Consider the following 22,427-nt stretch of genomic DNA (forward strand, 5'->3'; position numbering starts at 1 on the left):
TACCCTATGTAGAAGGCAGTAAAACAGAATTTTTGGTTAAAAGAATAGAATCAATCAAGCTTTACCCGTAGCACTTGGCCGGTAATTGCATCCACTTTCACTTCATATTTCAAACCTTGATCTGTTCGGATTTCCACTTCATAAAGCAGTATGCCATCGTCAAATTCCAATTCTGATTTTACGATATGGCCAGGAACACGTTGCAGCGCAATGGAGTTAGCTTGCTCCATTGAAATTCTTCTATATCGAGGATTTTGCCAATTTCCTTCCCAATAGTTTTGATTTGGATTGTTCATTCAAACATACCTCCACATCTTTTTATACTTTCTGTTCATCATATTCATATACCTATGAAAGGTGCCCGAATTCGCATGAAAAGATGAAAAAGCGCCAAAGTAAAGCGAAGGATAATGGAAAGGAGGATTTAAATGGGAAGAGATGAACATAAAACTGGCGGCAACAATTCAAATTCGTTGCCGCAAACACCAAAGAAGCAGAAAATTAGTCCAAAAAACATGATGGAAGAAATCGCAAAAGAGTTTGCAGAGTTAAAAAAGACAAACTCCGAAAAGAAAGCCGCTAAAAATAAACAGCATCGATGGCCTTAAACGATGGAAGTGAAGCGGCGTGGATCTCTCCAGCCGCTTCACTAATCACTTTATATTTCCGATCAACGAAGACAGATTAAGACCTTCAGATTCAATAATAATTCCTCGCATTCCATACTTTGTCGCTGTTTCATGCCATTCTCCCTTCTGCCAAAATACCGCCTCTCCAGCTTCCACTCGTTCACCATCGTCCATTCCTGTTCTAACGATTCCTTCACCTTCAATAACAACAAGAACTTGAGGGACAGTCGCCTCGTGAAAACCGATCACTCCACCAATTTCCAAGTCAACAATCCCTACATGTACCGGCTGCTCTGTCATCAATATTTTGCGCATCACCATTTTCGAATCGTATTGCGTTAATGACTTTCCCTCAAGTTCTTCTAAACGAATTATTTTCAAGATCGTTCCCCTTTCGAAATGAAGTAAATCTTTTCTTCATAGCAACTCATTTTGTATTGCTTCCTCATCCAATATCCGTTGTTCTTCAATCCAAAGTGCAACAATCTTATTGAACAAAGAAGGCAAAGCTGTTGGTAAGCCATGGCCAATACGAGGGATGACAAGCTTACAGCAATTTTGATTGGCAGAAGTGATTTGGTCAGCTGACTTCTGCATGATCCCTTTTTCCTTTTCACCTACAGTTACGAGCATTTTTGTTGTACTTTCCGAAAACGAAATAGGAAGAGTGAAAGACATATTCTCTTGTAGTACTGTACATAGCGTCTCTTTTTTTATTTTCAATGTTTCCTCATAGTACTTTTCAAACCATTCCCCTTCCATATGAAGCTCTTTCGCCTGCATTCTCGCAAATGTTCTATTTTTAATTAACGGAAAAGATAGTTTGACAGTAGGAGTAATGAATGGCAGTAATGATTTTTGTGGAATGATGAGTGCACTATTAATGACTGCAGTCTCAAACAATCGTGGTTTTAGTGAGACCATTGTTAGACCGATTTGTGCACCGATTGAAAAACCGATTAAGTGGACAGGTCGATCACCTTTTATAGATTCAATCAGCTCAATTAACTCAAGTGCGCTTTTCTCGATTGAAAATGCGGTTTCATCATTCCGGCTACTATGGCCAGCTAAAGTCGGGACGATGCAATGGTATTCTTTGAAATAGTCTACTTGACCGTCCCACATCCATCCGCCGACACCCCCTCCATGGATAAACAACAGAATTGGCTTATCCAACATTCCAAATTCCTCATAAATAAACAATATGTACGCCTCCCAATTCAAATACATCCTCTAACATTTCAACAAACTGTCATCAAAAACCTTTAATGATTGCAATAATCTATTTTGATCAGTAAAATAACACCGTCCAGACGGTATAGGGAAAGGAGGAAAATTCTCTATGAATCCAAAAAGTAAAAATAAAAAACAATTATTAGTAGAGGCAGCCTAACGCATTTTGCTAACACAAAGTTTGGAGTCACTAACATTGGAGGCTGTCGCCAAAGAAGCAGGGATTCGTAAAGGCGGATTGCTTTATCAATTCCCTACTAAAAAGATTTATTATAGAACATTGCTGCTTTATTTTTTAGTACAATTGATGAGAATTTTCATAGATATGCAGCTGAAGATCCGATTGAAAAAGGACGTTGGACGAGAGCATTTATTCGAGCCAATCAAGAAGATCTATTGAAGCATGGTGAATACAATGCCGCAACTTTGGCACAATCTGTTTTGTCGTCCGATTTACGATATGCTCTTTCAGAGAAATATAAGGACTTTGCGGCATCTCGAAAATGACAGATTGCCACCTAATAAGATATTGCTCATTCAATTGGCAGTGGACGGATTATGCTACGCACAGTTATTTCAAATCGCGCCAATCGATAATAGCGCCCAGAAACAATTATTTGATGACTTACAGTCGTTATTGGAGGATTCCGAATGAATGCCTATTTATTATTAAGCATAGCCATTGTGGCAGAAGTCATCGGCAGCTCAATGCTAAAAAAAACGGAAGGCTTCAAAAAAATATTGCCTTCACTCGCAGTAATTGTCGGATACGCAATCGCCTTTTACACGTTATCCTTGTCGCTTAAAACATTGCCTTTAGGTCTAGCTTATGCAATTTGGGCTGGTGTCGGGACGGCACTGACTGCACTTGTCGGTATCGTTTTCTATAAAGAGAACATCAATATTAAAAAAGCAACAGGCATATTGCTAATCATTGGTGGCGTTGTGCTGTTAAACAGTGGAATATAGGAGGTCGTCATAAATGAAAGGATATCTTTTCTTATGCATTTCAATCATTTCTGAAGTTATTGCAACAATGTTTTTAAAACTATCAGAAGGCTTCACGATCGTACTTCCTTCAATGATTGTTGCGATAGGATATGGATGCGCCTTCTTCTTTCTCGGTAAAACTTTGGCACACTTGCCCCTTAGTTTAGCGTACGCAATATGGTCAGGTGTAGGAACTGCCTTGACTGCTATAATAGGCGTGCTGCTATTCGAGGACCCAATTAGCATAGGTGTCATATTAGGGATCATTCTCATTATCGGAGGCGTCGCTTTACTTAATGCCCCCGCGAACAAAATGACGAAAAAGACGATATGAACTTTTCATATCGTCCCAGACTGTAGACAAGTTTCTTTTTACTTTGTCTACAGTCCTTTTGAGGTTTGTAGTCATGAGATAGGTGTTTGCCCAGCTTGGCTTGAAAACGCTTGTCACGTGGAAGGCAGTCTAAGTGCGCGACGTCCTGTCGCAACGACTGCATGACCTGCATCGTGCAAGCCCGCGCGAAGTCGAGCGAAGACCCGAATAGAACTTAGGTTCATGAGGGGACAAGCGAGACGAGCAACGCAGTATGCGAGCGTTTGTCAACAAGCTGAGACGATATGAACTTTTCATATCGTCCTTAACTTATGTGAAATACAATTCATCCCTAAATACTTAACAGCTTTTCATAATACTTTGCTGAAAAATGCTTTCGTTCGTTCGTGTTTAGGATGAGTGAAAATTTCTTCCGGCTTTCCTTCTTCTACTAAAAGCCCTCCATCCAAAAATAACACCCGATCTCCCATTTCTTTTGCAAAACCCATCTCATGTGTAACGACAACCATTGTCATGCCTTCATAGGCAAGTTGTTTCATAACATCCAAAACCTCTTTTACCATCTCAGGATCAAGCGCCGATGTCGGTTCATCGAATAACATAATTTTAGGTTTCATGGCAAGCGCCCTTGCAATCGCAACCCGTTGCATTTGTCCTCCTGAGAGCTGTTCTGGATAGGCATTCGCCTTTTCGGAAAGCCCCACCTTTTCAAGAAGTTGCCGTGCCGATTCCTCTGCGTCTCGTTGGGCCATTTTCCGAATTTTGATCGGTGAAATCGTAATATTATCGATTACCCGCATATGAGGAAACAAGTTGAATTGTTGGAAGACCATCCCGACTTCTCTCCGGATGCCGTTTATATCCGTTTTTGGGTCATTGATTTTTACACCATCTATATATACTTCGCCCGCAGTAATTTCTTCAAGAAGGTTCAAACATCTTAAAAATGTGCTCTTTCCCGACCCACTCGGGCCAATCACACATATGACTTCCTTCTCTTTAATGTCATAATCAATGCCCTTCAGAACATCCAATTGCCCAAACGATTTACGCAAATTTCTTATTTTTATCATCGCAATCCGCCCCCTGGTTCTGAACGTCTCATTGTAAAAATAGATCTTCTTGAAGAAGGGACGTAACTATTGCTAAACCTGTTCTCGATATAATTGATGAGTTTCCCGCATGCAAATGTCAATATTAGGTACAGAGCAGCAACAGTTAAATAGGGTTCCCAAAATCTTTGATAGACACCTGCCACCACCTTGCCTGCATACAGAATATCACTTGCCGCTATGACCATTAGAAGCGAAGAATCCTTTAACAATGCTATCAATTCATTGCCTAAAGGCGGAATCATCCTTCTGAACGCTTGTGGTAATATAACCAACTTCATGGCAGTGTTATGTGGCATTCCAAGCGACCGGGCAGCTTCCATCTGCCCCTTATCAATTGATTGAATTCCAGCACGAAAAATTTCCGCGTTGTAAGCAGCACTGTTTAACGTAAGTGCTAATACCCCAGAAACAAAATAACCTAAGGAGTGACCAAAAAGACTAGGAATCAGTGCTGTGTGGATTAATAGAATTTGTACCAACAATGGAGTTCCACGAAAAAAATCGACATAGTACTTTGCTGGATAGTAAAACCATTTACTTTTAGATAACTTCCCTAACCCGACGATCAATCCCAAAATGAAGCCGCCAACATAACCTGCAGCTGTCAATCCGAGAGTGACCCAAATCCCCCGAATGAATAACTCTCGGTAACTCCAAATATTTTCTAGCATTTCAAATCTTATACCTAAAAACTCCATGATCATCACCTCCTTGATATCTATGGCTGTTGCTTATCATTCAACAATCATTCCATATCAAAGCCCGTGATTTCCTTCAACTTTCCATTTTCCTTGATTTTTTTGATTCCTTCATTTAATAAATCCAGTACTTCCTTGTTTCCTTTTTTCACCATCAAACCGTAATATTCTTTTTCAAAGCTGTCATCTTCCACTGTCTTCAAATCCACGTCGGGATTATTTTTCTGGTAATCAAGGATAACCGCATTATCTCCAACAGAAGCATCAGCATTCCCATTAATCATTTCACTGATAGCAAGAGGCATTGTTTCTGCTGCAACAATTTTTGAACTTGTCTTTCCTAATAAATCCGCAACAACATGATGCCCTGTAGTGTTTATTTGGACAGAAACACGCTTATCCGCTAAATCATCGAACAATTCAACATCTGAATCTTCTGGGACAAGAATCAACTGATTGGCTATGAAATATGGTTCAGTGAAGTCAAAAGACTGTTTCCGTTCTTTCGTAATCGTAATAGAAGATACTGCAAAATCGACTTCCCCATTATCAAGCGCCGGGAATAACGGCTCCCATCCGTAATTCTTATATTCTACTTCAAAGCCGGCAGCTTCCGCGATAGCATTCACAATATCAATATCAATCCCTACAATATTTCCTTTTTCATCCATGTATTCCATCGGAGGGTACGTAGCATCCGTACCGACAATCAGTTTCTTTTTGCCATCTGCATCGACATCCAAACTGCTGCCGCTCGATGAACCACCTGTTCCACAGCCTACTAAAATGATTGTTAAACAAACAAATGCAATGCTTAACCACAATTTCCTACCCATTCTATCCATCCAATCTCCCCCTTCATTTCAACTACATCGTCGATTAATAGAATTATAAATGATAGCGCTTTCATTATCAACTGAACATTCTAAATAAGTAGATATAATGAACTTTTTCGAAATAATCCACAAAAAAACACCCATACCTTCGTTCAAGGCATGGGTTCGTTAATACATTTATAATTCTAAAATCCATCTTACTAAAGTTCTGAAAGGATAAAGAATAAGCCGGAATAGAAAAAACAAAATATCTGGAATGAAAAAAAGCGCATCCAAAATGAAATCAAAAAACGTATACCGTTCGTTTCTCGACTCCTTCTTCTTTTTCCTTCGCATCTTCATCCAATGATCCCCCTAAAAAATTGGCAATGTAACTGCAACCATCAACAAAAACAAAATAGCGATATAATTTACCGAGTAAAAGAACATCATTGTTGCCCAACGGTAATCATCTTTTGTAAAAAAACCACCAATGGACATCGCTACATATCCTATGTTCAACAGAGTAGCCAATATGACAAATGCCATTCCAAGCGACCCTAAGTAAAATGGCAAAGGCAATAGACAGGCGACATAAACGAACATTTGCCGTTTCGTCATCCGAATGCCACGGACAACAGGCAACATCGCAACATCTGCAGCTTTGTATTCGTCATACTTTCGAATCGCAATTGCAAATGTATGAGGCATTTGCCATATGAATAATATGAGGAACAATACTACGGGTACTATATGATAAGCTGGCGCGATCGCTGCCCAGCCGATTAATGGTGTAACGGCACCTGAAATACTGCCGATCACTGTATTAAGTGTATACTTACGCTTTGTCCACATCGTATACATAATGACATACGTAAACCATCCGATAAAGCCATAAACCGCGGCCTCAATCGTCGTAAAAAACAGCATGACCATACCAATTACAGAAAGTACAATACCGATTGTCAAAACCGTTTTCAATGAAAAATGACCTGTAACGGTCGGACGTTTTTGTGTTCTTTTCATTACTGTATCAATGTCGACGTCGTACCAGTTATTCAGAACTAAAGCACCACCCATTAAAACAGTGCTACCGATAATTGTTAACCAAAATAACTGGCTATTCGCTAATAATGATCCATCCGTAAAATAGAGGGCAAGCCAAAAACCGACAAAAACAGGCAAAGCATTCGCTATGAGTACCGGGCCTTTGAAAAGTGATTTCAAGTCCGCGATGAAAGATCCTGCCTCTTTTTTATCGATCCTCGCTTGCTCTTCCCTATATGAAATTTCCATTTCTTTCGTCATTGTTAACTCTCCTTGTTGGCTCTTTCAATCAATCCTTTCCTATATCATATCATTTCACCTACTGTAAAATAAACGATTGGTGTTTTAAATTTGGAAATTCAATTGTCAAAATAACGATTCGTCACAATTTATTCAAAATCAAATGATCAATAAAAACTTACGATAAAAAATTATGCCGCGAAAATGCCAATCATTAGAAATAAGAAAAATAGTAACATGTAAATCGTAAAGACGAGTGCAATCGCTCCTGCAGATACAATTAAATAGGCTTTTGAAAATGTATTCCTTGGGTCTTGCTTATCAGTTGCCCAAATGATGAGCATAACGATATTGACGATCGGCAAAAATAATAGAACGATCGTCAGTATCCAGTCTTTCAACGTCATAGACTGTTCTGTTTTCATATGTATCCCCCTTTCCATGCAGTGCATTCCGGTAATGTACTATACGGATAGCTGTTCATGAAGTTTCACCTAATTACGAGCCTTGCCGTCCGTCATGTATATCGACCTCATCCTCAGGTTATGTTAAACATAGTCGTTTGGAAAGGATGATTACAGATGCGTAAATCCCTATTTTTTTTATTCATAATTGCTTTATTTTTATTAACTGCATGCAGCAGTAAAAATATACTTCCTGAAGAAAAAGCAAATGAAGTTGTAGATACATATGGCATTACAATGATTACTGTAACAATAGATACAAAAGAGCAAAAAGAAGCGCTGAATGTTAGCTTCTCAGAGAAAAAGGAGCGTTCAGAAGCTGAATATGTCAATAAAATTGATAATGTCTATTTACATGGTGAAAAAGCGGTCAATAAACTCATGGAAGTTTTCAGCAACCATGAAATAAATCCTGATATGGATGAAACGGAACTGATTAAGAGAATATCAGAAGCATTTGAAATTCATGATTTTAAAATGATCCGTTTGCAAATCACATTTAAAGGATACGACAGTAAGGAAATAATGATGACAAAATAACTGTTAGATTATTGGTGTAGGAACTGTCGGTAGCCTTTCATAATTTAAAGAACAATCAATTATCCAAAGTTTGGAATGCATAATTTTCCAAAAGTAAAATCCCCCGCGATTTTTAGTCGCGAGGGATTTTACTTTTGAAAGCAATTAGTTTAAAGCTTTTATTTCAGTAAATTTTAATGGATTTTTCACCGTGTCAACAACGTTTTTATCTTTTGCCATTTTCACGTAAATACCTTCATTAAATTGATCCTGAGTGAATGTTTGTCCCTCAGCCAATTGAATGACAGCTGTTTTAGCAGCCGGGTCAACTTTTGCTACAGTTGTCCCTGCAATCGGAGTTTTTGAATCTCCAACGAATAATTCAAATGCACCTGCATCAACTGTTACAGCTTCGCTGAACGTCAATGTCACTTCGCTATTTTTCGTAATTACCGCACTTATTACAGTAGGTGCCACATTTTCTTTCAAATTCACTTTGCCAGTGAATTTATCCATCAGAACTGCGGAACCTGCTGCTTTAACATTTTCAACAACGACATTGCGTGGGCCAGAGAAATGATTAGTTCCTTCACTCAACTTCAATTCAACGACATTTAGTTGATCTGCTTTTACAGTCGCTTTTTCAATCACTGCAGAATCAATATTGTAGTTTGCCAGATTTGTAGCAGAAGCTGCATCTACGTTTTTATCGAACGTAATCATAACAATATTATTATCTTCAGCTGATTGTACAATTTCATCGACTGCTATTTTAGCGTCTGTAGGCAATGTAGTATCAACTGTACGAATGAAGCTTACATTTTTCATTCCAGTAATCGCTACGCCTGATTGGCTTGTGATCGAACCGAATGATAGGTTAACAGAATATACAGCGTCCTTGACATCATCATTTTGACCGATCAAATCGCTTAATGTAACACGTACTATATTTTTTGTTTGAGCATTTTTATATTCGGCTTTAACCGCTTTTCCGTTTAATGAATGAGTAATGTTTTTGGATACATAAGTTCCTGTAGCTTGCACTGTAGAATTTTCATCCAAAACAACATTTTTATCAAACGTAATATCCAAATACTCTTTGCCGTTATCAACCGTTACAGCAGTCGATACCGCTTTCGGTGCAACTGTATCTTCAGTAAAAGTAACAACTTTTGTCACTTTTTCACCTGCTTGACCACTTAGATCTTTGTAATTGCTAACAACAACGTTTTGAACGCCTCTCAGGTTTTTATTCACAGTCACTTTATATTCACGATCAGATACTTTCTCTACTGAATCAACAGTATATCCGCCAGAAACTTCAACATTTGCTGCCTTAAGTGCGTCAAGATCTTTTGTGAATTGAATGTTAAATGTTTTTACTCCTGTTTGTGCAATAGAAGAAACTGTTGGTTTAATGCCATCTAATTGCTGTTTTACAATTTGCACAGTAGTTGGGTTTGGTGAAAGTAAGTTCCCTGCCATATCTTCCAAGCCGATGAAAGTTACGTTAATTGTTTTGTTGAATTCTACTTTTGAATTTCCCAAGTCAACGATTACAGAAGTTGCACCTTGTTCAACTTTGACAGATGCCCCTTTAACCTCTTGGCCATCCGTATAAGAAAGTTGAGCAGTATGGGCTTTTACGGGCTCAGAGAAGTTAATTCTCACTTTTGTTGCAGAAATTTGTTCCGTATTCGTTATTGTAGGAGCAGTTGTATCTGCTGCAAAGCTGACGATTTCGTCATATTTTTCTATTGATTCGCCTTTTGCTGTTTTCGCATTTTGAACAACGACTTTATAGCGTTTAGAAACGGCTTTATCTACAGTTAAAAGTAAGCTTTTACCTTCATCCTCTAATTGTGCATTGGTTATTTTAAGAGCACCTTGTCCATCGATTGCACTTATTGCAACGCGATCAGCTTTCAATGTACCGTTATCTTCAAATAACGATGCAGGATCTACATCATAATTGAAAGAGACTTTCACCTGTGTCGCACTAACCGCAGCAACTTTTTCAACTGCTGGTGTAGCAGGTTCAGCTACAATAATCGTAAGTATTAAATTCTCAGCTTTGTTATTTGCCTGATCAACAGCGCTGTATGTTACTGTATAAGTTCCCGGAACTTTTGTATCGATTGCGTTCACTTTTTCGCCTGCTGCGTTTGTAATAACGGATGTAACTTCAACTTTTTCGTCTTTATTATCTGTTGCAGTAACGACTGGAAGAGTGAAGTTTGCATCATATTCAACTTCGATCGTTTTGTCTCCGTTATATACTAGTTTAGGTGCTTCTGTATCCACCTCATCTTCTACTTTCAACGTGGAAGTTTTATAGAGGAATGAAGCGAACTGACCGCGTGTTGTTGAATTTTTAGGATTGAATTGCGGTGCCTTTGGATTTGTAATGTCGAAGTAATCCAATACATCGATGTACGGTCTTGCTTCAGCTTTCGCTTTAGCCAAGTCAATAACATCTTTGTCAAATTCTTTGCTTTTCACAGTTGTTACAAGATCTGTTTTGTTAATAGAATCATAGGCACGTACTAAAACGATAGCCATGTTTTCACGTGTGATTTCATTTCCTGCACCTAATGTGCCGTCTTCATAGCCTTTGAATACACCATTATCTTTTACGATCGCAGAGTATTTTAATAGTTCATCATTTGTTTTAGATGTATGATCTTTAAATCTAGGTTTCGTCTTGTAATCTGTCGGTACTTCATAGCCTAAAGAAACAAGCCATTTCCCCATCATTTTCACAACATCAGAGCGTGATAGTGTTTTGTCCGGTTTGAACGTTCCATCGGCATAGCCGGTAATAATTCCTGCTTCTGTTAACGCACCAATTGCAGGTGCATGTGTATTATTATCCGCCACGTCAGAAAAACTTGCTGCACTTGCAACAGTTGGTGCTACAGCAGATGCAATTAATGCCGCAGAAGCTGCTCCTGCTATGAAATTACGATACTTTGCTGGTTGATTGACCATTAATAAACTTCCTCCTCTGAGATGTATAGAATTTGAGAGTAATTGCTTCCCATAAACTAATACCCTCGTTTAACAGTATTAATCTATTTTCCTAAAAATGATAGATGTAATTATTGGTTATGTTGCCAGACTACAATTCTACTGATCTCATTTACTGAAGGAGAAACGCCACTTTAGTCTTCTTTCTTTCTGTTTCCTCTTTTCAAAAACATTTGATAGATCGGCTTCAACGTTTTTGGCGATAAATCAATATTCTTTTCATGCGCATATTTGATAGCATGTCCAAGTGCAATCGTCATCGCGCCTGCTACACTCGCGCCAGCAACCATCCCTGCTCCTGGCACAACTTTTACGATTTGCCTAAAAACAGTCTTCCCAATGTTTCCAACGATCGTGGCGATTATGAGCTCTTTTGCACGATCTTTTGTGATCGGTTTACCGTACAGAGTGGATAATTTCAGCATAAGGCTCACTTGCAAAGCGGTGAGCGGCACAAAATCAGACCCCGGTATCGGGACTGCGCCAATTGTCGCAGCAGAAGCGCCGGCGCCAAGGATCCATCTATCTGCGATGGCGCTTTTGTTTGCCATATTTGCGGCCATTAGTATGTCTTTTTTTTTCAGTTCCAATATGTCCAATATTTCCCTTTGAAGCATTCCCATATTTTCGCCTGTTCGTGATGAAATCGGAGCGACAGGGAAATCGTAGTTCGTATGATCTTGTATATATTTCACCAAATGCGGAATATCGTCCGCCGCATCGATTTTATTTAAGACAATGATGATATCTTTATTCACTTTCGCTATTTTCTTCAATGACATCAGTTCGGTTTCCGATAAAACTGTCCCGGCTGCATTCAAGAAGAATAAAATGACATCTGCATGCTTATAAAATTTCATCGTTTCCGCAGAATGTTCATTATACACATCGTCTAATCCAGGCGTATCTACAAAGATGATGTTTTCCTTATAAACAAATTTATTGATTGCTTGTGTCTCACCAGGCTTTGCACCAACTTGTGCAACATCCGCGCCCATTAGCCGGTTAATTGTCGACGATTTGCCGGCGTTCACATCCCCAATCATCGCAACTAATATTTCACGGCTAAGCTGCTCATTAATTTCAGCAGACTTTTCATCAAAAATTTGATCGAATTCCTCGTCAGACATCCATTGTTGATTCATCCTGTTCACCCTCTTTCAGATCTTACTATACATACGAATAAATCTTATAAAAGATTCAATCTCCCTTATTCATACCCGTATTTCGAATGAAATATGTTTTTGTCATTACCAAACAAGTTTTTCACTATTTATTACGTTTGTACCATTAGCGTAAGCGACTATTCGTACTAAACAGTTCGATTACTGTTATTTGGATATCCTGAAGTAATGTCGTGTGTCAGCAGCCTGGTCATTCCCTCAACTATCCGACCAACTTTTATAAAACATAATTGCCCAATGTTAGTTTTGCAACAAAAAAGCCATCACAATAAGTGATAGCTTGAACATTTTTTTAAGCATATCGGCGATGCACTTTTTTGCCGTCATACGAAAAAATGATTTGCTTATTTTCGATATACGTTTCCAGATGGACAATCCTTCCCCAAAGTTGATGTATATATGGAAGAACGTTTTCCAAATAAGGGATATCCAATTCCGTCTCCTCATATTTATGGACTAAATACAATTCACCATTCCGCACATAATCCCCATCATGGACGACGATATATGGGAAGCCGCCATTTACCCGCTGCGCGATTAAACGATTTCTCACTTCTTCAAAATCTTTATCCGAAATTGTATATTGGCTTCCTCTATTTTCAAAAACGTATAAGTCCTCACTTTGAATTAATTCTTTCGTTAAATAGTTTCGGATGAATGAAATGTCCGAATCCATCTCTCTCACTTCAAAAATCTTTTCTCTCCCAGAACCGGGTTTTACTCCGAATTCCTTCATCTCTTCCGTCGGATGATCGTAGCGCCTCTCGATATCTTCGAAAATCTTTAGCCCCAAATAATACGGATTAATTGATGTGCGAGAAGGCTGAATAACATTTGCATTTAACTTTGAGTATTCGATCGTCTCGTCTGATGACAGATCCAATTCCCGCATAATGCGTTGATGCCAATAGGTGGCCCAGCCCTCATTCATAATTTTTGTTTCCATTTGCGGCCAGAAATAAAGCATTTCCTCACGAATCATCGTTAAAATATCGCGTTGCCACTCCTCGAGCTCTGTACTATGATGCAATAAGAAAAGGAGCAAATCCTTTTCGGGTGCGGGAGGAATCTTTTTTCTTTTATTTTCAAACGATGGCTCGCTTTTTTTCTTATAATCCATCTCCCATAAATCATCGTAAGGCGTCTTCTTTTTTTCAATTCTTTCTATTGTTTGCTCTTCTTCCTCTTCAAGATCCGTTCTTATAATGGAGGGATCTATATGCTCCTGTATTGCAAGCACTGCGTCGATGAACTTTTCTACTTCATCTTTGCCGTAGATCAATTCATATTGCACAATGCGTTCGGCTGTAGCTGTCATGCTTTCAACCATATCACGCCTCGTATTTGAGAAGCGGACATTGTTTTTAAAGAAATCGCAATGCGCTAATACGTGGGCGATGATGAGCTTGTTTTGCACTAATGTATTGCTGTCAAGCAAAAATGCATAGCATGGGTTCGAATTGATAACTAATTCATAAATTTGGCTTAATCCTAAATCATATTGGAGCTTCATTCGATGAAATTGCTTCCCAAAACTCCAATGTGAAAAACGTGTCGGCATCCCGTAGGCTCCAAATGTATAAATAATATCAGCAGGGCATATTTCGTAGCGCATCGGATAAAAATCTAGCCCGAAAGATTTTGCAATCTCTGTGATTTCTTGAATCGCCTTCGTCAGTGCCATTTGTTCCATCATACCGTTCCTCCAAGCTCCATGCTTTTTTGGAAAAAGGCCTTCAATGCATAATACACATCCCTGTTCTCTCTTAATACATAATGCCGAAACTTCGGATTATCGATTTTATTATAAGATGACATTAATGTTGAATACCGCCCGCGCTCATTCACTTCCCCATATCCGAACATATTGCATAGTCCCATTAACTCCTCTACTAACGACATACATTTCACATTGTCAGAAGTCATATTTTCTCCGTCAGAAAAATGAAACGGATAAATATTATAGCGGGACGGGTCGTATTTTTTCTTGATCAATTCCAATGCTTTTTCATAAGCGGTTGAACAAATCGTTCCTCCGCTTTCCCCTTTCGAAAAGAAATCTTGTTCTGAAACAACTTGCGCTTTTGTATGATGTGCAATGAACTCAATATCAACCTGTTCATATTTCGTCCGCAAAAATCTTGTCATCCAATAATAGAAACTTCTCGCCATATACTTTTCAAAATTGCCCATTGAGGCACTTGTATCCATCATCATTAGAACAACAGCATTTGAGTGTGGCTTCTGCACATCATCCCACGTTTTAAAGCGCAGATCATCATTGTAAATCGGCATGATATTTGCTCTGCCTTCCATTGCATTCCTTTTAATGGCAGCAATGATCGTCCGCTTTTTGTCAATATTCCCAATGAGGCCTTTTTTTCGGATATCGTTGAATTCGATATCTTCATGCACGATGTCCACTTGTTCTTTCTGCTCCATATTCGGCAGTTCAAGCTGCTGAAATAGCGTCTCTTCTATCTCAGCAATTGATATTTCTGCCTCATAATAATCATTACCCGGCTGATCACCAGCTTGTTTTCCGTTGCCAGCGCCGGGCTTTCCATCATTTGCAACGACATCTCCTACTTTGCTATCTCCGTTGCCTTGCCCTACATGCTTTGATTTGTCATGGTTGTAACGAATTTTATATTCATCCAATGACCGGATCGGAATTTTAATGACGTCCTTGCCATCTGACATGACGATACTTTCTTCACTAATTAATTCCGGAAGGTTTTTCCGGATCGCTTCCTTGACCTTTTCCAAATGACGCTTTTGATCTTGGTGGCCTTTTCTGTGCAGCGACCAGTTTTCCTGTGAAACGACAAAAGACTCGATTGATTCATCCTGCATTTCATTTCACCTACCCCAGTCCACTCATTTTTATAGTATATGCAAGGACTGGAACACTATTGAACTGTTGTCACCTATCTGTTGCGATTCTCAAAAACCGTCTAATTGCGAATTTTTTTGCTATCGGTTCAAAAGACTTCCTACATATTTTAATAGCTCATTCGCAGAAACAGAATTGTAGCCATACTCATCAATTAACCTTGCCACGACTTCATTGACCTTTTTCAAATGGGTTTCATCTGGTGTCGTGGAAGACGTTGTAATTTTAACGACATCCTTTAAATCTGCGAAAAGCTTTTTCTGAATCGCCTCTCTTAACCGTTCATGTGAGTTGTATTCAAAGCGTTTTCCTTTCCTTGCATATGCCGAAATACGGATTAAAATCTCTTCCCTAAACGCCCGCTTCGCATTTTCCGATATGCCAATCTGTTCCTCAATCGATCTCATTAATTTTTCATCCGGATTCATTTCTTCACCCGTAAGAGGATCTTTCAATTTATGTTTATTGCAAAATGCTTCCACATTATCAAGATAATTATCCATTAACGTCTTCGCGGATTCTTCATACGAATAAACGAAAGCTTTCTGAACTTCCTTCTTCGCAATCTCGTCATACTCTTTCCGAGCAATGGCAATATAATTTAAATAGTCCTCTTTATTTTCCTTTGAAATGGACGCATGCTGATCAAGCCCCTCTTTCAAAGAACGCAATACATCCAGTGCATTAATGGCATCCACTTCTTTACGAATAATCGCTGAAGAAATCCGGTTGATCACGTACCGTGGATCAATGCCGTCCATACCTTCATTCGGAAACTCACGTTTTAACTCCTCTAAGTCTGCCGAATTAAACCCTTCTACACTTTCCCCATCATACAATCTCATCTTTTTTACAATATCGATCCCTTGTTTCTTGGAAACTTTCAACCTTGTCAATACTGAAAATATCGCCGCAACTTTTAAAGCATGCGGTGCAATATGCACATGCGCCATATCACTTTCCTTAATCATTTTTTCATATATTTTTTCTTCTTGACTCACTTTTAAATTATACGGAATTGGCATCACGATAATCCGTGAGTGCAAAGCTTCATTCTTTTTATTCGAAATGAATGCTCGATATTCGGTTTCATTCGTATGTGCGACAATTAATTCATCCGCACTAATTAACGCAAATCGTCCAGCTTTGAAATTGCCTTCTTGGGTTAGCGACAATAAATGCCAAAGAAATTTTTCATCCAACTTGAGCATTTCTTGGAATTCCATCATTCCACGGTTTGCCTTATTCAATTCCCCGTCAAATCGATATGCTCTCGGATCAGATTCGGATCCATACTCGGCGATGGTGGAGAAATCGATGCTTCCCGTTAAATCCGCGATGTCTTGCGATTTAGGATCTGACGGCGTAAACGTTCCAATGCCGACACGCTTATCTTCTGAGAAGAAAATCCTTTCGATGAGGACATCTTCAATTTTCCCATCATACTCTTTTTCCAATCTCATCGTATTTAAAGGCGATAAACTTCCTTCAATACGTATCCCAAATTCATCATAAAAATCATCTCGTAAATGCTCTGGTATTAAATGGAGAGGATCCTCATGCATCGGGCACCCTTTTATAGCGTATACCGCCCCCTCTTCCGTCTTTGAGTATCGTTCCAAACCTTCTTTTAATAATGTGACGATCGTTGATTTCCCACCGCTGACAGGTCCCATAAGCAATAAAATCCTCTTTCGCACATCTAATCTTTTCGCAGCCGGATGAAAATACTCATTGACGAGCCGCTCAATCGTATCTTCGAGTCCAAAAATATCATTTTCAAAAAAACGGAACTTTGTATAACCATTTTCCTTCGTTATACCATGGCTTTTAATCATTTCATACACTCTTGAATGCGCCGTTTGGGCAACTTCTTTCCGTTCTTTTAAAATGTGCAAATAATCGGCAAAAGTACCTTCCCATTTCAACTTGTTCTCTTCTTCACGGAAATGTTCGACTTTCCGCAATATATCCATTCATTTCCCTCCATTCAGGGCCTGGTTTCAATTATTGTATGCCGTAATGCTCGGTAAAATGAGGCTTGGAAAAATAGCTCATTTATTTTCCTAATTCCCATAAACGTTCATGAGCTCCCACTTCCAAACCATTCATGAAAACATGCTAAACAGAAAACTCGCGTAAAACACATAACAACGTATAAACATCCTTTACATTCACTTAAAAAAGCATATAGAGAGTACAAACTCTCCACATGCTTTTGTAGGGCTCTTATTCACTGGCAGGATACAATTTTTTCAAAAACGCAACAGATTGATGGATCAATTTCTTTAAAATATCTATATCAATATCATCGACCTTATTAATATAAACACATGATTTCCCAGAAGTATGTTTTCCAAAATCCTTTAACAAAGTTTCTCTTTCTTGGTCTCCTGTTGCAAAATAAAGGCTGATTTTCGCTTTGCGCGGTGAAAAACCAACTAACGGGGCATCCCCTTCATGTCCGGTTTTATAAATATAATGATAAGAACCGAAACCGATAATGCTCGGCCCCCACATTTTTGCTTCATAACCTGTCTCTTCAGTAAAAATATCAAGGAGCCTATACGCATCCTCTTTCTTTTTCTTGCTTTCAATAGCTTCAATAAACTCGACAACACTATCATCTGTTTCTTTCGTCTTTTGCTCGTACATTTCACTTCACTCCTTTGTAAAATTTGAACGTTTTGCATATAAACAATGTATGATGAACATTATAGAACGTTTGAATAGCTATGCACTGAGAAAACAATCGACGATTTTCCGATAAGCTGCTGTAAAAGAATTGTTAGGTATACTTAATGCGACTTATGTAGCGTGATCATTTTTGAAACTATTGATGCATTCAATCTATGCCCTTATCGTATTCATACAGCTTTATTGCGCCTAACTTGTAACTTAAAAGTTATATGGACTCCAAAGCATTGTTGATCATTGACGAAACGGAAGATTTTAGATCTACTCTCAGTTATCTGAATGATTCTATTACTTGATATTGTGTTACAATTATTATAACGTATAAAGCTACAATAATTTCTATTTTAAATTATCTTGACTAGGGATTTTTTTACTTTATAATTAGATTGATTTTACACCAAAAGTGTTGGGATGCAGTTAGTAGAGTTAGGCGCTTTAGTGCTTTGCTTGACTGTCGGAGCGCTGCTTTCGACTGCAGCCTAAAGCTAGACGATACCTTAAAAGGAGTGGTGTTAGGGTTGGACAATAAGCTGAAGTTATACGGCTTTAACAACCTCACAAAGACACTTAGCTTCAACATTTATGATGTGAGCTATGCAAAAAGTGAGCGAGAGCAAAAAGATTACATCGCCTATATCGATGAGCAATATAATTCGGAACGATTGACGAATATTTTGTACGATGTAACAGAAATTATCGGCGCCCATGTTTTAAATGTCAGCAAGCAAGATTATGACCCTCAAGGGGCAAGTGTCACCATACTTATTACGGAAGAAACGCTGCCAGTTGCATTGATTGATGAATCGTGTAACCGCGGAGAAATCGAAATATTGAAAACTCGCGATTCTGTCGTCGGGCATTTGGATAAAAGCCATGTCACCGTCCATACGTACCCTGAGTACCATCCAGATAATTCGATCGCTACGTTTCGCGTTGATATTGAAGTTTCAACATGCGGGGAAATCTCTCCGTTGAATGCTTTAGATTATCTCATCGGCAGCTTTGATTCGGATATTATAACGACTGATTATCGTGTGCGTGGTTTTACGCGAGACGATAAAGGGAAAAAATTATTTATTGACCATAAAATGACGTCGATTCAAGATTATATCGATCAGGAAACATTGCAAAAATACGATGCAATCGATGTAAATGTTTATCAATCCAATATTTTTCATACAAAACTGCTAATTAAAGACATCAATTTGCAAAATTATTTATTCAATACAGATGTGTACGAAATTCCTCCTAAGGAAAGGCTACGCATCACGAATAATTTGCGCAAAGAGATGATTGAAATTTTTAGCGGTTCCAATATATACGAAGAGTGAGCGTTTGTCATGAAAAATCTTTCACAACATAAAGCCCCTATTATGGAGGCACTTAACAATTTTAAACAAATGCGTGTCGTTCCCTTCGATGTTCCTGGCCATAAACGAGGTCGAGGCAACGAGGAACTGACCGCTTTTTTAGGCGAAAAGGCGATGGCGGTCGATGTTAACTCCATGAAGCCTTTGGATAATTTGTGCCACCCTGTATCCGTCATTCGAGAGGCTGAACAACTAGCAGCTGAAGCTTTTGGAGCAAAGCATGCTTTTTTCATGGTGAATGGCACAACGTCCGCCGTCCAATCAATGGTTATGACTGCATGCAAAGCGGGAGAGAAAATTATCATGCCGCGCAATGTGCACCGCAGTGCGATCAACGCTCTAATTTTGAGCGGAGCCGTCCCAGTATATGTAAACCCGGGCGTGAATCGTGAATTGGGCATTCCTTTAGGGATGGCAGTTGAAGATGTGAAACAGGCGATCCTTGATCATCCCGATGCGAAAGCGATTTTAATTAACAACCCGACATATTACGGAATTTGTTCCAACTTAAAAGCATTGACAGAGCTTGCCCATGAACATGGCATGTTAGTGTTAGTAGACGAAGCACACGGTACACATTTTTACTTTAATGATGCTTTGCCGATTTCTGCTATGGCAGCGGATGCAGATATGGCTTCCGTCAGCATGCATAAATCCGGGGGCTCCTTAACACAAAGCTCATTTTTACTCATTAATAATGAAATAAGCGAAGGTTATACTCGCCAAATTATCAATTTGACCCAAACGACTAGTGGATCATATTTGCTGCTCTCCTCCCTTGATATTTCACGGAAAAATTTATCTTTGAACGGTCAAGAAATCTTTCGGAAAGTGGCTGAAATGGCGCAATATACGAGGGATGAAATCAATAAGATCGGCGGTTATTACGCATTTTCAAAAGAGTTATGCAACGGGGATACAATCTATGATTTCGATATAACAAAACTGTCCGTCCATACGCTAAATATCGGTCTCGCAGGTGTAGAAGTTTATGATATTTTGAGGGATGAATATGAGATTCAAATTGAGTTTGGAGATATCGGCAATTTGTTAGCATACATTTCGGTCGGTGATCGACGCTTGGATTTGGAGCGTTTAGTTTCTGCTCTTGCAGAAATAAAGCGTCGCTATCAAAAAGACAAAAGCGGTTTATTCGATCATGAATACATTACACCTCAAGTCGTTGCAACTCCACAAGCTGCTTTCTATGCACCGAAAGAAAAGTTGCCGATCCATGATAGTGCAGGACGAATTGCAAGTGAATTTGTCATGGCCTATCCGCCGGGCATTCCAATTTTGGCACCAGGTGAAATGATTACGAAAGAGATTTTATCGTATATACAATACTGCAAAGATAAAGGAAGCTTTATGACAGGGACGGAAGATAGCAATATTGAATATATCAATGTGTTGAAGGAGTCGGAGCAATGAATCTTTGGTATACAGAAGATCACTCACCGAATGTCCGGTTCTCTATGAGGATAGATGAACATCTTTATACCGGGAAAAGTGAGTTCCAAAAAATTGATGTCTTCCAAACAACGGAGTTCGGTAAAGTGCTCACATTGGACGGCTATGTAATGGTAACTGAAAAAGATGAATTCATTTACCATGATATGATTACCCACGTTCCGATGGCGACGAACCCGAATATCAAAAAAGTGTTAGTAATTGGTGCTGGTGATGGTGGAACGATTCGCGAGCTGACAAGATATGAAACAATTGAACAGATTGATATGGTTGAAATCGACCAGTTAGTCGTTGAAGTTTGCAAAAAGTATATACCTCAAACAGCAGCAAAATTGGACGACCCGCGTGTCCATTTGCATTACGAGGATGGTTTGAAATACGTACGGTCCAAGGAAAATGAGTATGATTTAATTATCGTCGATTCAACAGACCCTTTTGGTCCAGGCGAAGGCCTTTTTACGAAAGAGTTTTACGGAAATTGCTACAAAGCCTTAACTGAAGACGGTATTTTAGTCAATCAACACGAAAGCCCCTTCTATACGGAAGACGCTTTGGGCATGCAACGAGCTCACAGACGTATCCTTGGGTTCTTCCCTATTTGCAGTGTATATCAAGTGCATATACCGACATATCCTTCAGGACATTGGCTTTTTGGATTCGCTTCAAAAAAATATGACCCAGTATCGGATTTGAAAGCGGAAGCTTGGAATGAACTCGGAATACAAACAAAATATTACAACACGGATATTCACGTAGGGGCATTCGCTTTGCCTAACTATGTAAAGGAGCTTTTGAAAGATGCTGAATAAAAATATCGAAACATTTATCGGCTGCGATCAAGAGTACGATGAATCGAACATCGTCATATTTGGTGCCCCTTTCGATTCTACGACATCTTTCCGCCCTGGCACCCGGTTTGCGAGCAAGGCCATGCGAAGTGAGTCATTCGGAATTGAAACGTATAGTCCGTATCAAAACAAAGATCTTGAAGATATTGCCGTTTATGATGGCGGTGATTTGGAATTAAGTTTCGGCAATACAGAAAAAGCTTTGCATCAGATTGAAACCTATACGAAGCAGGTCGTTCAAGACGGGAAAATTCCTTGTATGATCGGCGGCGAACATTTAGTAACATTAGGCGCCGTGCGAGCAGTTGCAGACATGTATCCTGATTTGCATATTATTCAATTCGATGCACATGCAGATTTGCGTGACGACTATTTAGATGAAAAGCTTTCCCATGCAACGGTTATTCACCGAGTTTGGGACATTGTCGGGGACGAAAAAATCTTCCAATTTGGCATCCGGTCAGGTGATCGTTCAGAATTTCTATGGGGCAAAGACCATGTTTTCACAAACAAATTTAATTTTGATGGGTTAGAAGATATCGTAGAACGCCTAAAAGGAAAACCTGTCTACTTGACGATCGATTTAGATGTTTTAGATCCTTCCGTCTTTCCTGGCACAGGAACACCAGAAGCGGGTGGCGTCAGTTTTATGGATTTATTGCAAGCCATTTTAACGGTAAGCGATTTGCAAATTGTCGCTTGCGATATCAATGAACTGTCGCCGATTTATGACCAAAGCGGTGTATCTACAGCAGTCGCATGTAAACTATTACGAGAATTATTGTTATCCATACATCCGGGTGCATAAGTTGCGTTCGGAATGTCTACTACTATTTGGGGGTGTTTTC

25 protein-coding genes are annotated in these 22,427 nt (G+C 39.1%); 10 read left to right on the forward strand and 15 right to left on the reverse strand.

Going from position 1 to position 22,427, the window contains the following annotated elements; all coding sequences use genetic code 11:
- Positions 1–50: 50 nt before the first annotated feature.
- Positions 51–296 carry a PepSY domain-containing protein gene (locus tag ACFQ38_RS17330; RefSeq protein WP_336823411.1) on the reverse strand — a complete coding sequence of 82 codons (246 nt, stop codon included), beginning with the start codon at positions 294–296 and terminating at the stop codon, positions 51–53.
- Between the two features lie 132 nt (positions 297–428).
- Here ACFQ38_RS17330 and ACFQ38_RS17335 point away from each other — a divergent pair, with 132 nt between their 5' ends.
- Positions 429–608, forward strand: a complete 180-nt coding sequence (locus tag ACFQ38_RS17335; protein WP_336823412.1) for a hypothetical protein — start codon at positions 429–431, stop codon at positions 606–608.
- 45 nt (positions 609–653) lie between these two features.
- Here the strand turns inward: ACFQ38_RS17335 and ACFQ38_RS17340 are convergent, their stop codons facing one another.
- Positions 654–1,010 (reverse strand): cupin domain-containing protein, encoded by a 357-nt coding sequence (locus tag ACFQ38_RS17340; RefSeq protein WP_336823413.1) that lies wholly within the window; start codon positions 1,008–1,010, stop codon positions 654–656.
- A gap of 36 nt (positions 1,011–1,046) precedes the next feature.
- Positions 1,047–1,832, reverse strand: a complete 786-nt coding sequence (locus ACFQ38_RS17345) for an alpha/beta fold hydrolase (RefSeq protein WP_381482520.1) — start codon at positions 1,830–1,832, stop codon at positions 1,047–1,049.
- 211 nt (positions 1,833–2,043) lie between these two features.
- On the opposite strand from ACFQ38_RS17345, the gene ACFQ38_RS17350 reads away from it, so the two are divergent.
- From ACFQ38_RS17350 to ACFQ38_RS17365, 4 genes are read left to right on the forward strand one after another with little or no spacing between them, the layout of a single operon-like run.
- On the forward strand, positions 2,044–2,262 hold the full coding sequence (locus ACFQ38_RS17350) for a TetR family transcriptional regulator (protein ID WP_381482569.1): 219 nt from the start codon (positions 2,044–2,046) through the stop codon (positions 2,260–2,262).
- A gap of 60 nt (positions 2,263–2,322) precedes the next feature.
- Positions 2,323–2,517: a hypothetical protein gene (locus tag ACFQ38_RS17355; RefSeq protein ID WP_381482571.1), complete on the forward strand. Its 195-nt coding sequence runs from the start codon at positions 2,323–2,325 to the stop codon at positions 2,515–2,517.
- Complete coding sequence (locus ACFQ38_RS17360; protein ID WP_381482522.1) at positions 2,514–2,831, forward strand: DMT family transporter; 318 nt, start codon at positions 2,514–2,516, stop codon at positions 2,829–2,831. The genes ACFQ38_RS17355 and ACFQ38_RS17360 overlap by 4 nt, the downstream gene beginning before the upstream one ends.
- A 13-nt stretch (positions 2,832–2,844) precedes the next feature.
- The gene (locus ACFQ38_RS17365; RefSeq protein WP_381482524.1) at positions 2,845–3,186 is read left to right on the forward strand and encodes a DMT family transporter; all 342 of its coding nucleotides are present in this window, start codon (positions 2,845–2,847) and stop codon (positions 3,184–3,186) included.
- A gap of 350 nt (positions 3,187–3,536) precedes the next feature.
- Here the strand turns inward: ACFQ38_RS17365 and ACFQ38_RS17370 are convergent, their stop codons facing one another.
- From ACFQ38_RS17370 to ACFQ38_RS17395, 6 genes are all read right to left on the reverse strand, one after another.
- The gene (locus tag ACFQ38_RS17370) at positions 3,537–4,259 is read right to left on the reverse strand and encodes an amino acid ABC transporter ATP-binding protein (protein WP_381482526.1); all 723 of its coding nucleotides are present in this window, start codon (positions 4,257–4,259) and stop codon (positions 3,537–3,539) included.
- Positions 4,256–4,999: an amino acid ABC transporter permease gene (locus ACFQ38_RS17375; protein WP_381482528.1), complete on the reverse strand. Its 744-nt coding sequence runs from the start codon at positions 4,997–4,999 to the stop codon at positions 4,256–4,258. Before ACFQ38_RS17375 ends, ACFQ38_RS17370 begins: the two co-directional genes overlap by 4 nt.
- A gap of 47 nt (positions 5,000–5,046) precedes the next feature.
- The gene (locus ACFQ38_RS17380) at positions 5,047–5,844 is read right to left on the reverse strand and encodes a basic amino acid ABC transporter substrate-binding protein (RefSeq protein WP_336823419.1); all 798 of its coding nucleotides are present in this window, start codon (positions 5,842–5,844) and stop codon (positions 5,047–5,049) included.
- 168 nt (positions 5,845–6,012) lie between these two features.
- The gene (locus ACFQ38_RS17385; RefSeq protein WP_336823420.1) at positions 6,013–6,177 is read right to left on the reverse strand and encodes a hypothetical protein; all 165 of its coding nucleotides are present in this window, start codon (positions 6,175–6,177) and stop codon (positions 6,013–6,015) included.
- 12 nt (positions 6,178–6,189) lie between these two features.
- Positions 6,190–7,122: a heme o synthase gene (gene cyoE, locus ACFQ38_RS17390; RefSeq protein ID WP_336823421.1), complete on the reverse strand. Its 933-nt coding sequence runs from the start codon at positions 7,120–7,122 to the stop codon at positions 6,190–6,192.
- A 170-nt stretch (positions 7,123–7,292) separates the two neighbouring features.
- On the reverse strand, positions 7,293–7,526 hold the full coding sequence (locus ACFQ38_RS17395; protein WP_336823422.1) for a hypothetical protein: 234 nt from the start codon (positions 7,524–7,526) through the stop codon (positions 7,293–7,295).
- 156 nt (positions 7,527–7,682) lie between these two features.
- Between ACFQ38_RS17395 and ACFQ38_RS17400 the strand changes: the two genes are divergently transcribed.
- Positions 7,683–8,105 (forward strand): YusW family protein, encoded by a 423-nt coding sequence (locus ACFQ38_RS17400; RefSeq protein WP_381482532.1) that lies wholly within the window; start codon positions 7,683–7,685, stop codon positions 8,103–8,105.
- 144 nt (positions 8,106–8,249) lie between these two features.
- Here ACFQ38_RS17400 and ACFQ38_RS17405 read toward each other — a convergent pair whose 3' ends face one another.
- From ACFQ38_RS17405 to ACFQ38_RS17430, 6 genes are all read right to left on the reverse strand, one after another.
- Entirely contained in the window at positions 8,250–11,075 is a 2,826-nt protein-coding gene (locus ACFQ38_RS17405; RefSeq protein WP_336823424.1) for an S-layer homology domain-containing protein, read from the reverse strand.
- Between the two features lie 173 nt (positions 11,076–11,248).
- Positions 11,249–12,259, reverse strand: coding sequence for a GTPase (locus tag ACFQ38_RS17410; protein WP_336823425.1), 1,011 nt, complete (start codon positions 12,257–12,259; stop codon positions 11,249–11,251).
- A 331-nt stretch (positions 12,260–12,590) separates the two neighbouring features.
- Entirely contained in the window at positions 12,591–13,991 is a 1,401-nt protein-coding gene (locus ACFQ38_RS17415; RefSeq protein ID WP_381482573.1) for a SpoVR family protein, read from the reverse strand.
- Positions 13,991–15,154 (reverse strand): sporulation protein YhbH, encoded by a 1,164-nt coding sequence (gene yhbH, locus ACFQ38_RS17420; protein WP_336823638.1) that lies wholly within the window; start codon positions 15,152–15,154, stop codon positions 13,991–13,993. The genes ACFQ38_RS17415 and yhbH overlap by 1 nt, the downstream gene beginning before the upstream one ends.
- Before the next feature lie 120 nt (positions 15,155–15,274).
- Complete coding sequence (locus tag ACFQ38_RS17425; protein ID WP_336823637.1) at positions 15,275–17,170, reverse strand: PrkA family serine protein kinase; 1,896 nt, start codon at positions 17,168–17,170, stop codon at positions 15,275–15,277.
- A 253-nt stretch (positions 17,171–17,423) separates the two neighbouring features.
- The gene (locus ACFQ38_RS17430) at positions 17,424–17,849 is read right to left on the reverse strand and encodes a DUF1801 domain-containing protein (RefSeq protein WP_381482535.1); all 426 of its coding nucleotides are present in this window, start codon (positions 17,847–17,849) and stop codon (positions 17,424–17,426) included.
- A gap of 560 nt (positions 17,850–18,409) precedes the next feature.
- Between ACFQ38_RS17430 and speD the strand changes: the two genes are divergently transcribed.
- The 4 genes from speD to speB are packed head-to-tail and all read left to right on the forward strand — an operon-like array spanning position 18,410 to position 22,387.
- The gene (gene speD / locus ACFQ38_RS17435; RefSeq protein WP_336823635.1) at positions 18,410–19,222 is read left to right on the forward strand and encodes an adenosylmethionine decarboxylase; all 813 of its coding nucleotides are present in this window, start codon (positions 18,410–18,412) and stop codon (positions 19,220–19,222) included.
- Positions 19,223–19,231: 9 nt separating this feature from the next.
- Positions 19,232–20,692, forward strand: a complete 1,461-nt coding sequence (locus tag ACFQ38_RS17440; protein WP_381482537.1) for an aminotransferase class I/II-fold pyridoxal phosphate-dependent enzyme — start codon at positions 19,232–19,234, stop codon at positions 20,690–20,692.
- Entirely contained in the window at positions 20,689–21,540 is an 852-nt protein-coding gene (speE, locus tag ACFQ38_RS17445) for a polyamine aminopropyltransferase (RefSeq protein ID WP_336823633.1), read from the forward strand. Before ACFQ38_RS17440 ends, speE begins: the two co-directional genes overlap by 4 nt.
- Positions 21,530–22,387, forward strand: coding sequence for an agmatinase (gene speB, locus ACFQ38_RS17450; RefSeq protein ID WP_381482539.1), 858 nt, complete (start codon positions 21,530–21,532; stop codon positions 22,385–22,387). Before speE ends, speB begins: the two co-directional genes overlap by 11 nt.
- Positions 22,388–22,427 lie beyond the last annotated feature (40 nt).

The organism is Sporosarcina contaminans (assembly GCF_042679045.1).
In the GTDB taxonomy this organism is placed as follows: domain Bacteria; phylum Bacillota; class Bacilli; order Bacillales_A; family Planococcaceae; genus Sporosarcina; species Sporosarcina contaminans.

Bases quoted from the DNA above. Each gene is read 5' to 3' on its own strand.
- ACFQ38_RS17330 (WP_336823411.1), bottom strand. From the start codon at position 296: ATGAACAATCCAAATCAAAACTATTGGGAAGGAAATTGGCAAAATCCT.
- ACFQ38_RS17335 (WP_336823412.1), top strand. From the start codon at position 429: ATGGGAAGAGATGAACATAAAACTGGCGGCAACAATTCAAATTCGTTG.
- ACFQ38_RS17355 (WP_381482571.1), top strand. From the start codon at position 2,323: ATGCTCTTTCAGAGAAATATAAGGACTTTGCGGCATCTCGAAAATGAC.
- ACFQ38_RS17360 (WP_381482522.1), top strand. From the start codon at position 2,514: ATGAATGCCTATTTATTATTAAGCATAGCCATTGTGGCAGAAGTCATC.
- ACFQ38_RS17365 (WP_381482524.1), top strand. From the start codon at position 2,845: ATGAAAGGATATCTTTTCTTATGCATTTCAATCATTTCTGAAGTTATT.
- ACFQ38_RS17370 (WP_381482526.1), bottom strand. From the start codon at position 4,259: ATGATAAAAATAAGAAATTTGCGTAAATCGTTTGGGCAATTGGATGTT.
- ACFQ38_RS17375 (WP_381482528.1), bottom strand. From the start codon at position 4,999: ATGGAGTTTTTAGGTATAAGATTTGAAATGCTAGAAAATATTTGGAGT.
- ACFQ38_RS17380 (WP_336823419.1), bottom strand. From the start codon at position 5,844: ATGGATAGAATGGGTAGGAAATTGTGGTTAAGCATTGCATTTGTTTGT.
- ACFQ38_RS17385 (WP_336823420.1), bottom strand. From the start codon at position 6,177: ATGAAGATGCGAAGGAAAAAGAAGAAGGAGTCGAGAAACGAACGGTAT.
- cyoE (WP_336823421.1), bottom strand. From the start codon at position 7,122: ATGACGAAAGAAATGGAAATTTCATATAGGGAAGAGCAAGCGAGGATC.
- ACFQ38_RS17395 (WP_336823422.1), bottom strand. From the start codon at position 7,526: ATGAAAACAGAACAGTCTATGACGTTGAAAGACTGGATACTGACGATC.
- ACFQ38_RS17400 (WP_381482532.1), top strand. From the start codon at position 7,683: ATGCGTAAATCCCTATTTTTTTTATTCATAATTGCTTTATTTTTATTA.
- ACFQ38_RS17405 (WP_336823424.1), bottom strand. From the start codon at position 11,075: ATGGTCAATCAACCAGCAAAGTATCGTAATTTCATAGCAGGAGCAGCT.
- ACFQ38_RS17410 (WP_336823425.1), bottom strand. From the start codon at position 12,259: ATGAATCAACAATGGATGTCTGACGAGGAATTCGATCAAATTTTTGAT.
- ACFQ38_RS17415 (WP_381482573.1), bottom strand. From the start codon at position 13,991: ATGGAACAAATGGCACTGACGAAGGCGATTCAAGAAATCACAGAGATT.
- yhbH (WP_336823638.1), bottom strand. From the start codon at position 15,154: ATGCAGGATGAATCAATCGAGTCTTTTGTCGTTTCACAGGAAAACTGG.
- ACFQ38_RS17425 (WP_336823637.1), bottom strand. From the start codon at position 17,170: ATGGATATATTGCGGAAAGTCGAACATTTCCGTGAAGAAGAGAACAAG.
- ACFQ38_RS17430 (WP_381482535.1), bottom strand. From the start codon at position 17,849: ATGTACGAGCAAAAGACGAAAGAAACAGATGATAGTGTTGTCGAGTTT.
- ACFQ38_RS17440 (WP_381482537.1), top strand. From the start codon at position 19,232: ATGAAAAATCTTTCACAACATAAAGCCCCTATTATGGAGGCACTTAAC.
- speE (WP_336823633.1), top strand. From the start codon at position 20,689: ATGAATCTTTGGTATACAGAAGATCACTCACCGAATGTCCGGTTCTCT.
- speB (WP_381482539.1), top strand. From the start codon at position 21,530: ATGCTGAATAAAAATATCGAAACATTTATCGGCTGCGATCAAGAGTAC.